Source organism: Vibrio profundi (genome assembly GCF_005281835.1).
In the GTDB taxonomy this organism is placed as follows: Bacteria; Pseudomonadota; Gammaproteobacteria; order Enterobacterales; family Vibrionaceae; genus Vibrio; species Vibrio profundi.
Genome location: NZ_RZIS01000006.1, coordinates 26,691 through 40,747, shown reverse-complemented (window position 1 = coordinate 40,747; position 14,057 = coordinate 26,691). Strand labels below are relative to the sequence as shown.

Genomic DNA, 14,057 nt, shown 5'->3' with positions numbered 1-14,057 from the left:
CCTTTTTTATATCTGTTTTTAGGGGAGAGGCGAATCATTAAGAGAACAAAGTGGTGCGTGGCATTGGAGCTTAGAAATCTTTAAGTGTTTACCAGTTCCCTGTATCTGAATATTTACTTTGAATAGATGCTAAACGAGGAGGGATGCTTGTCGTACGAGTTTGTCTTCATCCTGAGTTTTAGATAATAGCGTAAACCCCACTGCTTGATAGGTGCGTTGAGAGAAACTAGTTCCTGAGTTACACATACACATGACTCTCGTATGTGAGTTCAGAGCGTTAAACTGAAAAGTAAGTACGCTAGAGCTCTTATTGAGTGCTTATGTGTCGAATGGTTGGTGTGAGGTGAGGAAAACGTAGAGTGACGAGATAGATGCGGTGAGAGAAGAAAGCCGTGTTGCCTGCGAGCCTGATATTTTACTTCTTCGGATAACAAAAAAGCCCGCAACTCATGTTGCGGGCTTTCGTTATCTAGTGGACTTCGTCTTAAGCAGTTAGCGCTAGGATAGAGCCAGGTAGTACTAGGAATACTGCGATTAGGTAACCCGCTACTACAGACTTATTCTTCACAGCCATATCAGAAATCATGTCAGCTGCTTTAACTGGTAGTTCACGTAGGAACGGAATACCAAAGATGAATACTGTTGCCATGATGTTGAACACTAGGTGAACTAGAGCAATTTGCAGGGCAAATACCGCGAACTCACCTGATACCGCTGTCGCTGCTAGTAGTGCTGTGATACACGTACCGATGTTAGCACCTAGAGTGAACGGGTAAACGTCACGTACTTTAAGAACACCTGAACCTACTAGTGGAACCATTAAGCTAGTCGTTGTAGATGAAGACTGAACCAGTACCGTTACGATTGAACCTGAAGCGATACCGTGAAGTGGACCACGACCAATTGCATTCTTTAGGATTTCACGTGCGCGGCCAACCATTAGGCTCTTCATTAGTTTACCCATCACAGTGATAGCAACGAAGATAGTCGCGATACCAAGTACGATAAGCATTACACCACCCATGGTGTCGCCAAATGTAGCTAGAGGCTCTTTAATTGCGCTTACTACTGGTTTCGTGATTGGTTTAATGAAGTTCAAGCCTTTAATGCTCATGTCACCTGTTGCTAGCATTGGAGATACTAACCAGTGTGAAATCTTCTCTAAAATACCAAACATCATTTCTAGCGGTAGGAAAATTGCTACAGCTAACAAGTTGAAGAAGTCGTGAATCGTGGCACTTGCAAACGCTCGCTTAAATTCATCTTTACAACGTACGTGACCAAGGCTTACTAGAGTGTTGGTTACTGTTGTACCGATGTTAGCACCCATAATCATAGGGATAGCCATTTCAACCGGTAAACCACCAGCCACTAAGCCAACGATAATAGAAGTTACTGTACTTGATGATTGGATAAGTGCTGTTGCCACTAAGCCGATCATTAAGCCAGCTACAGGATGAGAAGCAAATTCGAATAGTACTTTTGCTTGTTCGCCTGTTGCCCATTTAAAGCCTGTACCTACCATAGAAACTGCAAGAAGTAGTAGGTAAAGCATGAATGCCAAGTTAGCCCAGCGTAGCCAACGAGTAGTGCTCGAAATTGGCGCTGCTGCAGTTGTAGCTTGGTTCATAATGTTTTCTCCGTGGACCGTTTAAGTCTGAGTTTGGTCTGTTAGTTAATCTGAGCGTGATGTTAGAGGGGAAATATTTCAGTAATATTACATTTTCATGTAGCTCTGATATTTTTGTGATTAATCGACGCTAAGTTATCTGGAGATTAAATGGTGAGTGTGTAAGTTATTGTTTTAATTTGCTATTTAGGGGTGTTTTAAACGGGGCTAGGAAAAAGAATTTTCTACTTTTTTTACTTTTTTCGTTATTAATATGACATTGTGAAAATTAAATGTTCGTAATTTTCGATGTTTTTGTTGTTTTATGTAGTATTTACCGATGTGTTTGAGGCGGGGTGACATATTTGCTATAACAAACCTTAAAACTTTAACCTGAAGATTGTCATGTCCCACTTAAATTATAACCACCTCTATTATTTCTGGATGGTGTGCAAACAAGGCTCTGTGACTAAAGCGGCCGATGCTCTATTTCTGACTCCTCAAACGGTAACGGGGCAAATTAAAGCGCTTGAAGAGCGAATGGATGGCAAGCTGACAAAGCGGAATGGCCGTAGTGTAGAGCCAACTGAGTTGGGGCAACTTGTCTTTAAATATGCTGATCGCATGTTCGGACTGAGTTATGAAATGCTCGATATCGTGAATTACAGTCAGCACTCCAATATTTTGTTTGATGTAGGGGTGGCGGATGCGTTGTCTAAGCGTTTGGTCAGTAAAGTGTTAATGTCGACTGTGCCACCAGATAACAGTATTCACCTACGCTGTTTTGAATCGACCCATGAAATGTTACTTGAGCAGTTATCTCAACATAAGCTTGATATGATCTTATCGGACTGCCCAGTAGATTCGGGGAAAATACCCGGCTTATTCAGTAAGAAGTTGGGTGAGAGCAGCATGAGTTTCTTCTGTTCAGGTAGTGTTGAGGATGTAAGTTTCCCTGCGGTACTCAATGAAAGAAAACTGCTTATCCCTGGCAGTCGAACCTCCATGGGACGAAAAGTACTGCAATGGTTTGATAGACAAGGGCTACAGCCGGATATTCTTGGTGAGTTTGACGATGCTGCTCTGATGAAAGCGTTCGCCCGCTACCACCCCGATGTTATTTTCCTCGCTCCCACTTTATATATGTCAGAAGTTGGGAAAGATACCTCCCTACAACTTATCGGTCATATCGATGAACTAAAAGAAGAATATTATGTAATTTTTGCTGAGCGGATGATTCAACATCCAGCAGTAAAAAACGTATGTGATGCAGACTTTAGTCAATTGTTTGAATGAGATCTTTTATCAAAGGTAACAAATCGATTACTATCAGGAAAAAGAATCCTAAGTAGTAGAGTTATTTAGCATTGCTATAAAGCTGCGGTTGGTGAAATGAGTGGTAATAAAGGGGGCCAACAAATGAATTTAAAGGAAATGGAGCAGAACTCTGCTCAAGCGGTTGTTTTATTAAAGGCAATGGCAAATGAGAGACGTTTGCAGATTTTATGTTTACTGCACAATACTGAGTTATCAGTCGGGGAGTTGTGTGGAAAATTAGAATTGAGCCAGTCTGCTTTATCTCAGCATTTGGCATGGCTACGTCGTGATGGGCTGGTTGAAACTCGTAAAGAAGCTCAAACGGTATATTACACATTGAGTAGCGATGAAGTGAAAGCCATGATAGAGCTACTTCACGGGCTTTACTGCAAATAACAGTGTTTGATATCACTAAATAGACTGCTCATATTGATGGGCAGTTAATTCAGCAACGAATTTTAGATATAAAAAAACCGGCCAAGGCCGGTTTTTTTGTTCACTGTGTAATCGCGACTCTATTAAAGAGCTTTGATTGCTGCAGCGAAACGAGACTTATGACGAGCAGCTTTATTCTTATGAATAAGGCCTTTAGTCGCCATACGGTCTAGAAGTGGTGTAACTTCTACAAGAGCAGCAGTTGCAGCTTCTTTATTGCCAGCTTCGATAGCTGCAATAGTTTTTTTCATGTAAGTGCGCATCATAGAACGACGGCTAGCGTTGTGCTGGCGACGTTTCTCAGCTTGGATAGCGCGCTTCTTAGCAGATTTACTGTTTGCCAAGGGTCTAACTCCCAAAAACTTAGTTCGGTGACAATTTAAGGGCGAGGACTATCCCTCATTAGCGCTTAATTGTCAAATGATTTGTGCAAAAACCCACCTAAACCAAACAAACTTTGGATTGGAGAGTCATCACGGTTAAGATGGCGGGGATTCTAACAGCATTTTTAGACCAATGCTAATAAATATGATTGCCAAAGATGGATCGTATGATCTTATTGGTAACTCATCAACCAGCGTCAGAGGTTTTTGTGAGTAAGCGACTCTTAAAGTCAGGGATGATAGTCAGTGCAATGACTTTTGTTTCTCGTGTGTTAGGGCTAGTGCGCGACGTTGTCGTGGCTAATCTTATGGGGGCAGGGGCAAGTGCCGATGTTTTTTTCTTTGCCAATAAAATTCCTAATTTTCTTCGTCGGTTATTTGCGGAAGGGGCGTTTTCTCAAGCATTCGTTCCGGTATTGACTGAATATCACGCAGAAGGTGATAAAGATAAAACCAGAGAGTTAATCGCACGAGTGTCGGGTACATTGGGCGTCTTAGTTTCGATTGTTACTTTGTTCGGCGTGATCGGTTCTGGGGTGATCACTGCGCTTTTTGGTGCAGGCTGGTTCATTGACTGGTTAAATGATGGTCCATCAGCAGGTAAATTTGAGCTCGCCAGTTTGATGCTCAAAATTACCTTTCCTTATTTATGGTTCATTACTTTTGTCGCGCTCTCAGGGGCCATTTTAAATACGCTAGGCAAATTTGCGGTCTCTTCATTCACACCGGTATTTCTGAACGTGATGATCATCGGCTCTGCTTGGTTTATTGCTCCTAATCTGGAACAGCCCGAAATTGGTTTGGCAATTGGTGTGTTTCTTGGCGGCTTGGTCCAATTCTTATTTCAATTACCTTTCCTTATTAAAGAAGGGGTATTGGTTAAACCTAAATGGGGCTGGAGAGATCCTGGCGTCGTAAAAATCCGTACTTTGATGATCCCTGCTTTATTTGGTGTGTCGGTTAGTCAGATAAACTTATTGTTCGATACCTTTATTGCTAGCTTCTTAGCAACGGGCTCTATTAGCTGGTTGTATTACTCAGACCGATTGCTGGAGTTTCCTCTGGGATTGTTCGGTATTGCCATCGCGACCGTTATCTTGCCAGCTTTATCTCGTAAACACGTCGATGCTCAAGGTGAAGGGTTTGCCCATACCATGGATTGGGGCGTTCGTATGGTGCTGTTATTAGGCATTCCAGCAATGCTAGGTTTGATTGTATTGGCCAAACCGATGTTGATGGTGCTCTTCATGCGCGGTGAGTTTTCTCCACACGATGTACAACAGGCATCGATGTCATTAGTGGCTTATGCGTCGGGCCTACTTAACTTTATGCTGATTAAAGTATTGGCTCCTGGCTACTACTCTCGTCAAGATACGAAAACTCCAGTGAAGTACGGCATTATCGCGATGGTCACTAACATGGTGTTTAACGCTATCTTTGCTTATTTCTATGGTTACGTTGGTTTAGCGATAGCGACAGCCTTGTCGGCCTTTGTAAACATGGCGCTACTTTATCGCGGTTTACATATTGCGGGTGTGTACCACTTAACGAAAACTACCTTACTATTCAGTGCTAAGTTGATCATTGCTGGTGGGGTGATGGTTGGTGCAATTTTATGGCAACTTGAACATATGGAACAGTGGCTGACTTGGAGCTTTAGCCATCGAGCTATCATGCTGACTGGATTGATTGGTTTAGGCGCGGTTGCGTATGTCATTACCGTGTTGGCATTGGGTGTCCGTGTAAAACATTTAAAAGCAGCGACAGATTAATACTGATTAGTATATAATCCGTCGGTTTCACACAATAAATGATGCAAATTACAGGTTTTAGCTGGTAACAATGGAACTGATCCGAGGCATTCACAATATAAAAGCGCAGCATAATGGCTGTGTATTGACCATAGGTAACTTCGATGGCGTTCACTTAGGACACCAAGAAGTGCTGAATCAAGTGTCCCATCAAGCAGAGCAATTAAACTTGCCTTCTGTGGTGATGACGTTTGAACCTCAACCCATGGAATTATTTGCGAAAGATAAAGCTCCGGCTCGTTTAACACGCTTGCGTGATAAATTTGTTCAACTTAGCAAGCTGGATATCGACCGTTTATTGTGTGTGAATTTCAATGCGCATTTTGCAAGCTTAACCGCTGAAGCGTTTATTGAAGAGTTATTGGTTAACAAGCTAGGAGTTAAGTTCTTAGTGGTTGGCGATGATTTTTGTTTTGGCAAGGGTCGCACAGGTAACTTTTCTATGCTTCAACAAGCTGGTAAAAAGTATGGTTTTGAAGTGGTCAGCACGCAAAGCTTTTGCTTGAATCAGTTACGAGTCAGCAGCACTGAAATTCGAAATGCACTAGCTAAAGATGAATTAGCATCTAGTGCCAAAATGTTAGGGCGTGATTACAGCATTAGCGGCCGTGTTTCCCATGGCCGTAAATTAGGTAGAACGATAGGTTTTCCTACAGCGAATATCCCCTTAAAACGTTGTGTTTCACCAGTTTCAGGCGTTTATGTAGTCCAAGTGTTGGATTTAGACGGTTGTGAAGTCGGCGGTGTGGCGAATATCGGCCAACGCCCGACGGTAAATGGTGTCAGACAACAGTTAGAAGTGCACTTTTTTGACTTTAAAGCCAATTTATATGGTAAACAGTTAGAAGTGATACTTTTACATAAGCTGCGCGACGAAAAGAAATTTGAATCGTTCGATGCACTTAAGAGTCAAATAGAATTGGATGCTGAAGCAGCAAGGGTGTGGCTGCGTCAGCTAAAGAATTAATCGGATGATTCCACCGATTAACATAATGTCTAACTTCGCCCAATATAACGGAATTAAGAATCGATGAGTGATTATAAAGATACCCTGAACTTACCTGAAACAGGGTTTCCAATGCGCGGCAATCTGGCAAATCGTGAGCCAGAAATGCTTAAGCGTTGGTACAAAGAAGATCTTTACGGCGAAATCCGTAAGGCAAAGAAAGGTAAAAAATCTTTCGTACTGCATGATGGCCCTCCATACGCGAACGGCGACATTCACATTGGCCACGCGCTGAATAAGATTCTTAAAGACATTATTATTAAATCTAAGACCCTTTCTGGTTTTGATGCACCGTACATCCCAGGTTGGGACTGTCACGGTCTTCCAATCGAGCTAATGGTTGAGAAGAAGAAAGGTAAGCCAGGTCAGAAGATTTCGGCTGCTGAATTCCGCGAAGAGTGTCGTAAGTACGCTGCGGGCCAAGTTGAAGGTCAAAAAGAGAGCTTCAAACGTCTTGGTATCATGGGCGAGTGGGACAAACCTTACCGCACTATGGATTTCGGCACAGAAGCGAACATCATTCGTTCTCTAGGCAAAATCGCAGACAAAGGTCACCTTCTTAAAGGTTTTAAACCAGTTCACTGGTGTACTGACTGTGGTTCTGCTCTGGCTGAAGCTGAAGTTGAATACAAAGATAAAGTATCTCCATCTATCGATGTGAAATTTACTGCAGCTGATGAAGCAGCATTGCTAGAGAAGTTTACTCTAGCTGACGGTCATGCTGGTGAAGGTGATATTTCAATTGTTATCTGGACAACAACGCCATGGACTCTGCCTGCTAACCGCGCGGTATGTCTACGTGATGATCTTGAATACGTACTTATCCAAGTTGAAGCGAATGGCGATCAGCCTGCTCAACGTATCGTTGTTGCTTCTGAACTAGCAAAAGACGTAATGGATCGTGCTGGTATCGAGCACTTCCACAACCTAGGTTTTGCAACTGGTGCTGATCTTGAGCTTTCTCAGTTCAACCACCCGTTCTACGATTTTACAGTTCCTGCCGTTCTTGGCGACCATGTTACGACTGATTCTGGTACTGGTGTAGTTCACACTGCTCCTGGTCACGGTCAAGAAGATTTCGTGGTTGGTAAGAAATACAACCTAGAAATCGCTAACCCAGTAGGCTCTAACGGCGTTTACCTGCCAGATACCGAGTTATTTGCTGGTCAGCACGTATTTAAAGCGAACGACTCTGTATTAGAAGTTCTAAAAGAGAAAGGGGCGCTTCTGCATCACCACGCTTACGAGCACAGCTACCCACACTGTTGGAGACACAAAACTCCAATCATCTTCCGTGCAACACCACAGTGGTTCATCTCTATGGATCAAGCAGGCCTACGTGCAAAAGCACTAGAGTCAACAAAGAATGTTGAGTGGATGCCTGAGTGGGGTCAAAGCCGTATCGAAGGTATGATCGAAGGTCGTCCTGAGTGGTGTATCTCTCGTCAACGTACTTGGGGTGTGCCAATTGCTCTGTTCGTTCATAAAGAAACGTCAGAACTTCACCCAGATAGCTCTGAGCTAATCGAAAAAGTAGCGAAGCTAGTTGAAGAGAAAGGCATTCAAGCTTGGTGGGATGTAGACGCAGCAGACCTAATGGGCGCTGAAGACGCAGACAAGTACGAAAAAGTGCTAGATACGCTAGATGTATGGTTCGATTCAGGCGTTACGCACTTCTCTGTTGTTGACTCTCGTGAAGAGTACAACGGTAACAGTGCAGATCTTTACCTTGAAGGTTCTGACCAACACCGTGGTTGGTTCCAGTCTTCGCTAATTTCATCTATCGCGATGAAAGACGAAGCACCATACAAGCAAGTGCTAACGCACGGTTTCGTAGTAGATGGTAACGGCCGTAAGATGTCTAAATCTATCGGTAACGTTGTTGCTCCTAAAGACGTAACCAACAAACTAGGCGCAGATATCCTACGTCTATGGGTTGCTTCTACCGACTACACGGGTGAAGTAGCGGTTTCTGATGAAATCCTGAAGCGTTCTGCTGATGCTTACCGTCGTATTCGTAACACAGCTCGTTTCTTCCTAGCGAACCTAAGTGGTTTCAATCCTGAAACTGATTTAGTGCCTGCTGAAGAGATGGTTGCACTTGATCGCTGGGCTGTTGGCCGTGCTCAAGCTGCACAAGAAGAGATCGTGAAAGCATATGGCGAGTACAACACTCACGGTGTAACTCAGCGTCTAATGCAGTTCTGTTCTATCGAAATGGGTTCTTTCTACCTAGACGTAATCAAAGACCGTCAGTACACAGCAAAACAGGGCAGCCATGCTCAACGTAGCTGTCAGACTGCGCTTTACTACATCGTAGAAGCTCTAGTTCGTTGGATGGCACCTATCATGTCGTTCACTGCCGATGAAATCTGGAACGAGATGCCTGGCGCTCGTGACAAGTTTGTGTTTACTGGCGAATGGTTCGAAGGCCTATTCGGTCTTGCTGAAGGCGAAGAGCTAAGCAACGAATTCTGGGCTGAAATTCAAACGGTTCGTGGTGCTGTGAACAAGCTTCTTGAAGACGCTCGTAAAGAGAAAACAATCGGTGGTGCACTGCAAGCTGAAGTTACGCTATACGCTGACGACGCACTAGCGGCTAAGATCAACAAGCTAGAAGATGAGCTACGTTTCGTACTGATCACTTCTGCTGCGGTTGTTAAGCCACTGAGCGAGAAGTCTGATGCGGCTCAAGCGACAGACGTTGAAGGTCTATTCGTTGAAGTTGCAGCAACAGAAGCTGAGAAATGTGACCGTTGTTGGCACCACACGCCTGACGTAGGCACAATTGAAGGTCACGAGAAAGTGTGTGGCCGTTGTGTTTCTAACGTTGATGGCGAAGGCGAAGTTCGTCAATTCGCATAAGAAAGGATTGCTATGAGTAATACATTTTCTCTTAAGCAATCTGGGGTTCGCTGGCTATGGCTGGCGTTCCTTATCTTTATTGCGGACATTAGCATTAAGCTCTTTGTCATGGATAACATGGGATATGGTTGGGCAAACCGCATTGAGGTGTTGCCATTCTTCAATTTCCTTTATGTTCATAACTATGGAGCCGCTTTCAGCTTTTTAAGTGATCAAGCTGGTTGGCAGCGTTGGTTATTTTCGGGTATTGCGTTTGTCGTCACCGGTATGTTGACGTACTGGATGAGCAAACTGCCTGCGACAGAAAAGTGGAACAATATTGCTTATGCTCTCATCATTGGTGGTGCAGTAGGCAATGTGTTTGACCGTGTGGTACACGGCTTTGTTGTTGATTACCTTGATTTCTTTTGGGGTGACTATCATTGGCCAGCTTTCAATCTTGCAGATACTGCTATTTGCATTGGCGCGGCAATGATCATTCTTGATGGTTTCCGAAAGAAAGATGAAAGCAACTAATCGCACTACAAATTATATATAACCCTAAGCGCTGTCCGTTGATTCGGGTAGCGCTTTTTGTTAGAAAGACCCTAATCCCCTTATTGATGGAAGCAATAACGTGACAATAATAAAAAACGATTCTGCTGTGACTCTACATTTCACAATTAAAATGAAAGATGGTTCGGTTGCTGACAGCACGCAAAATATGGGTAAACCTGCTAAGTTCATCATGGGTGATGGCAGCTTGAGTGATAACTTTGAGCAATGCCTATTAGGCCTTGAAGCAGGCACTCAAAAGTCGATTGAATTGAAAGCGCAAGATGCGTTTGGTATGCCAAACCCAGATCATATCCATCATATGGATAGAGCGAAGTTTGTCGGTGATGCAGAAGTGGAAGTGGGTACTATCATGGCATTTAGCGGCCCTGATGGCGCTGAAATTCCGGGTATCATTACAGAAATCGCGGGCGACTCAGTGACCGTTGATTTCAATCACCCACTTGCTGGGCAAGATGTAACATTTGATGTAGATATTCTAGCGGTAGAGTAGCCTCACGGTAGAATACAAACGAGTTATTGGAACTCCATAAGAATTATTTTTGGCTCATGAGCAACGAAATGAAAATACTGTTAGCAAACCCTCGCGGTTTTTGTGCTGGTGTTGATCGCGCGATCAGCATCGTTGAGCGTGCATTAGAAATGTACCAACCACCAATCTATGTGCGCCATGAAGTCGTGCATAATCGTTTTGTGGTGGAAGGTCTGAAGCAACGAGGCGCTATCTTTGTTGAAGAGCTAAATGAAGTTCCAGACGATAACATCGTGATCTTCTCGGCTCATGGTGTATCACAAGCGGTGCGACAAGAAGCGAAAGAGCGTGATCTAACGGTATTTGATGCGACTTGTCCGTTGGTGACAAAAGTTCATATGGAAGTGGCTCGTGCAAGCCGTAAAAATATGGAAGTGGTCTTGATTGGTCACGCAGGTCACCCTGAAGTTGAAGGTACTATGGGTCAATACGCGAGCCAAACAGGTGGTATGTACTTGGTTGAGAAGCCTGAAGACGTACAAAACTTAGTGGTGAACGATCCAACTAACCTGCACTATGTGAGCCAAACGACGCTGTCTGTTGATGAAACAGCAGATGTAATTGAAGAGCTACGCCGTGTTTTCCCTGAGATCCAAGGTCCACGTAAAGACGACATTTGCTATGCGACACAAAACCGTCAAGACGCGGTGCGTGAGATGGCAAACGACGTTGACGTTGTGATTGTGGTTGGTTCTAAGAACTCGTCGAACTCAACACGTTTGAAAGAGCTAGCTGAGAAACTTGGTACTCCAGGTTATTTAACGGATTGCCCTGAAGATATCCAAAGTGCCTGGGTTGAAGGCAAAAAGAAAATTGGCGTTACAGCTGGTGCGTCTGCTCCGGAAGAGTTGGTGAATCAGATTCTCGATCGTATTCGTGAGTTAGGTGCGAGTGACGTTGAAGAAATTCAGGGCCGTGAAGAAAACATGTTCTTTGAAGTGCCACGTGAGTTACAGATTAAACAGGTTGAGTAAGTTCAATTGCACTAAATATCAAAGCCAACCGAGAGGTTGGCTTTTTTGATCAATGGTGAAAGTTGAGTAGTCGTCAGAAAGGACGTCATTCTCTATTGAATACCAAGTTGTTCTTTTAGCGTTTTGAGATAACGCCTACTTACCGGGACTTCAAACCCCGTTAAGGTAACGATTTCAGCTAAGCCGTTTTCGAGTAGCTTAATTTCCTGTATCGATTTGATGTTTATTAGGTACTGCCTATGGCATCGAATCAAATCGGTTTTTTCTTCCAGTACTTTGAGCGTAAGCTGTGAACTGGCGGTAAGAGAAGGGCTACGCACGTGGACACCACTAATATCAGAATAAGCACATTCGACTGTTTGGCTTGCCATGATCACAATGCGATTATGCCCAATACATGGGATTTGTTCTAAGTGACTCGGGGCAATAGAATCGATATTTTGAACGGGTGTTGCTTGGCTTTGCACTACGACTTTATTCAGCCTTGAAACACTTTTCTTGAGTCGAGACGGTTCTACGGGTTTAAGCAAGTAGTCGAAGGCATTGTCTTCAAAGGCTTGGATAGCGTATTGATCGTAGGCCGTTACAAATACAACATAAGGCATGGTTTCAGGGTCGAGCATACTCAGCAATTCAATACCGGTCACTTGTGGCATTTGAATGTCTAGGTAAACGACATCTGGCTTTAGAAGGTTAATCTGTTTTAGCCCTTCAATGGCGTTACTGGCTTGGCCGATGACGTCCACTTCACCAGTTTCTGTCAGCAGTTCAATTAGCTCTTCGCGAGCAAATAACTCGTCGTCTACCACTAATGCTTTTAACATTGTTCAACCTTGCAACGCTGGTTATTCATGCTGTGTCTCTGTTCCACTATAGTTGCTTCCCTATAGGAATGATAAAGCTCATTCGTGTAAATTGCTGCGGTTGAGATTCTATTTTTAATGCTGAATCTTGGCCAAAAAAGTTCGTAAGTCGCTTATTTACAATTTCCATCCCTAGACCTACATGGTCTTTGTTTGGCTCTTGGTAGCTGCCAGCGTTGTCTTCCACTGTGATGGTGTGTTGGCCTTTTTCGATTCGACTATAGATTTTGACTTTGCCACCTTCGATTAAGTTGGAGATCCCGTGTTTAATCGCATTCTCTACCAGTGGCTGAAGTGTAAAGCTTGGTAGCTCTGCTTCATAAAGTTGATTGTCGATGTCCCATTCTATTTCTAACCTATCGGTGAATCTCGCTTTCTCTATAGTGAGGTAGGCATTGACGTGGGCCAGTTCGTCTTTCAGTTTGACGGTGTTGATGTTCTGTTTCAGGTTACTTCTGAAGAAGTGCGATAAGTGTTGAATCAGAGAGCGCGCTTTGTCTGGGTCTCGACGGGTTACCGCACTGATAGTATTGAGCGCATTAAACAAGAAATGTGGGTTCACTTGCGCATGCAGCAGCTTGATCTCTGCTTGGGTGAGTAAGGTTTGCTGTTGCTGATAGTTACTGAATAAGATCTGACTGGATAGCAGTTGTGCAATACCTTCTGCCATCGACATATTGATGGTCGAGAATAATTTAAGTTTGGGTTCGTAGAGTTTAATGGTACCGACGACTTCATTCCCCGCTCGCAGTGGAATAATTAACGCTGAGCCAAGTTTGCAATCAGGCGACAGCGAACATTGATAAGGGTTTTCTTTACCGTCGAGATAAATGATGTCGTTCTTTTCCATCGAAGTGAGTGTGCTTTGCGATGAAATCGGCGTGTTAGGGATATGGTGTTCAGCGCCTATTCCGACAAAGGCGAGTATTTTTTCTCTGTCAGTGATCGCGACCGCTCCGACATTGGTTTCTTCGTAAATAATACGCACGATTTTTTGAGCGTTTTTTGAATTAAATCCGCCATGAAGGATACCAACCGAACGTTCAGCAATCGTCAGCGCTCGGCGTGAAAAAGTTGCTGAATATTTTTCAAAGATAGTTTTTCGATCTTGGATGATACTCATGAACAATGCCGCACCCACAGAGTTGGCGATGATCATTGGCGCAGCAATATCAGAGACGAGCGCATAGGCTTGGTCGAATGGTTTTGCGACCAGCAGAAGAATGATCATTTGGATGATTTCAGCAAATAAGGTCACTGAAAACACCACCAATGGGTTGAAGAGTTGGCTCGCTTTATTCTTCCTCACTAAGTAGACATGCAGCAAGCCACCGATTAAACCTTCGGCTGTCGTTGAAATTGCGCACGCTAAATCGGTAAAGCCGCCTAATGAATAGCGATGAATCCCGCCTGTAAATCCGACTGCAAAGCCAACCACAGGGCCACCAAATAAGCCCCCCATTACCGCGCCCATTGCACGTGTATTTGCTATCGCGTCATTGATCTGTAAGCCGAAGTAGGTGCCCATAATACAAAATAGAGAGAACAGGACGTAGCAGCTAATTTTGTGGCTTAAACGCGAAGAAATACTTAATAGAGGAAGAATAATGGGCGTTTTACTTAGCATGTACGCTAAGACTAAGTAGACACAGGTTTGTTGAAGCAGAGAAAGAATGAGTTCCATAGATCCACCTATAAAGACGTCTA

12 protein-coding genes are annotated in these 14,057 nt (G+C 43.8%); 8 read left to right on the top strand and 4 right to left on the bottom strand.

The window, feature by feature from the left end; translation table 11 throughout:
* Window positions 1–484: 484 nt before the first annotated feature.
* Window positions 485–1,630: a Na/Pi symporter gene (locus ELZ11_RS15305; RefSeq protein WP_137358297.1), complete on the bottom strand. Its 1,146-nt coding sequence runs from the start codon at window positions 1,628–1,630 to the stop codon at window positions 485–487.
* A gap of 384 nt (window positions 1,631–2,014) precedes the next feature.
* Between ELZ11_RS15305 and nhaR the strand changes: the two genes are divergently transcribed.
* Together nhaR and ELZ11_RS15295 are read left to right on the top strand one after the other, a co-directional pair.
* A complete protein-coding gene (gene nhaR / locus ELZ11_RS15300) occupies window positions 2,015–2,905 on the top strand; it encodes a transcriptional activator NhaR (RefSeq protein ID WP_137358296.1) in 891 nt (296 codons plus the stop codon).
* Between the two features lie 123 nt (window positions 2,906–3,028).
* Window positions 3,029–3,322, top strand: a complete 294-nt coding sequence (locus tag ELZ11_RS15295; RefSeq protein WP_137358295.1) for an ArsR/SmtB family transcription factor — start codon at window positions 3,029–3,031, stop codon at window positions 3,320–3,322.
* Window positions 3,323–3,444: 122 nt separating this feature from the next.
* Here ELZ11_RS15295 and rpsT read toward each other — a convergent pair whose 3' ends face one another.
* On the bottom strand, window positions 3,445–3,705 hold the full coding sequence (gene rpsT / locus ELZ11_RS15290; RefSeq protein ID WP_012603273.1) for a 30S ribosomal protein S20: 261 nt from the start codon (window positions 3,703–3,705) through the stop codon (window positions 3,445–3,447).
* A 248-nt stretch (window positions 3,706–3,953) separates the two neighbouring features.
* Between rpsT and murJ the strand changes: the two genes are divergently transcribed.
* The 6 genes from murJ to ispH all read left to right on the top strand — a co-directional run bounded on the left by murJ (window position 3,954) and on the right by ispH (window position 11,487).
* Window positions 3,954–5,516: a murein biosynthesis integral membrane protein MurJ gene (gene murJ, locus ELZ11_RS15285; protein ID WP_137358472.1), complete on the top strand. Its 1,563-nt coding sequence runs from the start codon at window positions 3,954–3,956 to the stop codon at window positions 5,514–5,516.
* Between the two features lie 70 nt (window positions 5,517–5,586).
* Window positions 5,587–6,522 (top strand): bifunctional riboflavin kinase/FAD synthetase, encoded by a 936-nt coding sequence (ribF, locus tag ELZ11_RS15280; RefSeq protein WP_137358294.1) that lies wholly within the window; start codon window positions 5,587–5,589, stop codon window positions 6,520–6,522.
* Between the two features lie 63 nt (window positions 6,523–6,585).
* Window positions 6,586–9,426, top strand: a complete 2,841-nt coding sequence (ileS, locus tag ELZ11_RS15275; protein ID WP_137358293.1) for an isoleucine--tRNA ligase — start codon at window positions 6,586–6,588, stop codon at window positions 9,424–9,426.
* Window positions 9,427–9,438: 12 nt separating this feature from the next.
* Window positions 9,439–9,942: a signal peptidase II gene (gene lspA, locus ELZ11_RS15270; protein WP_137358292.1), complete on the top strand. Its 504-nt coding sequence runs from the start codon at window positions 9,439–9,441 to the stop codon at window positions 9,940–9,942.
* Window positions 9,943–10,042: 100 nt separating this feature from the next.
* Window positions 10,043–10,474 carry an FKBP-type peptidyl-prolyl cis-trans isomerase gene (gene fkpB / locus ELZ11_RS15265; RefSeq protein WP_137358291.1) on the top strand — a complete coding sequence of 144 codons (432 nt, stop codon included), beginning with the start codon at window positions 10,043–10,045 and terminating at the stop codon, window positions 10,472–10,474.
* Between the two features lie 56 nt (window positions 10,475–10,530).
* Window positions 10,531–11,487: a 4-hydroxy-3-methylbut-2-enyl diphosphate reductase gene (gene ispH / locus ELZ11_RS15260; protein ID WP_137358290.1), complete on the top strand. Its 957-nt coding sequence runs from the start codon at window positions 10,531–10,533 to the stop codon at window positions 11,485–11,487.
* A gap of 92 nt (window positions 11,488–11,579) precedes the next feature.
* On the opposite strand, the gene btsR is transcribed toward ispH, so the two are convergent.
* Window positions 11,580–12,311 (bottom strand): two-component system response regulator BtsR, encoded by a 732-nt coding sequence (btsR, locus tag ELZ11_RS15255; protein ID WP_137358289.1) that lies wholly within the window; start codon window positions 12,309–12,311, stop codon window positions 11,580–11,582.
* A gap of 46 nt (window positions 12,312–12,357) precedes the next feature.
* The gene (locus ELZ11_RS15250) at window positions 12,358–14,034 is read right to left on the bottom strand and encodes a sensor histidine kinase (protein ID WP_137358288.1); all 1,677 of its coding nucleotides are present in this window, start codon (window positions 14,032–14,034) and stop codon (window positions 12,358–12,360) included.
* Window positions 14,035–14,057 lie beyond the last annotated feature (23 nt).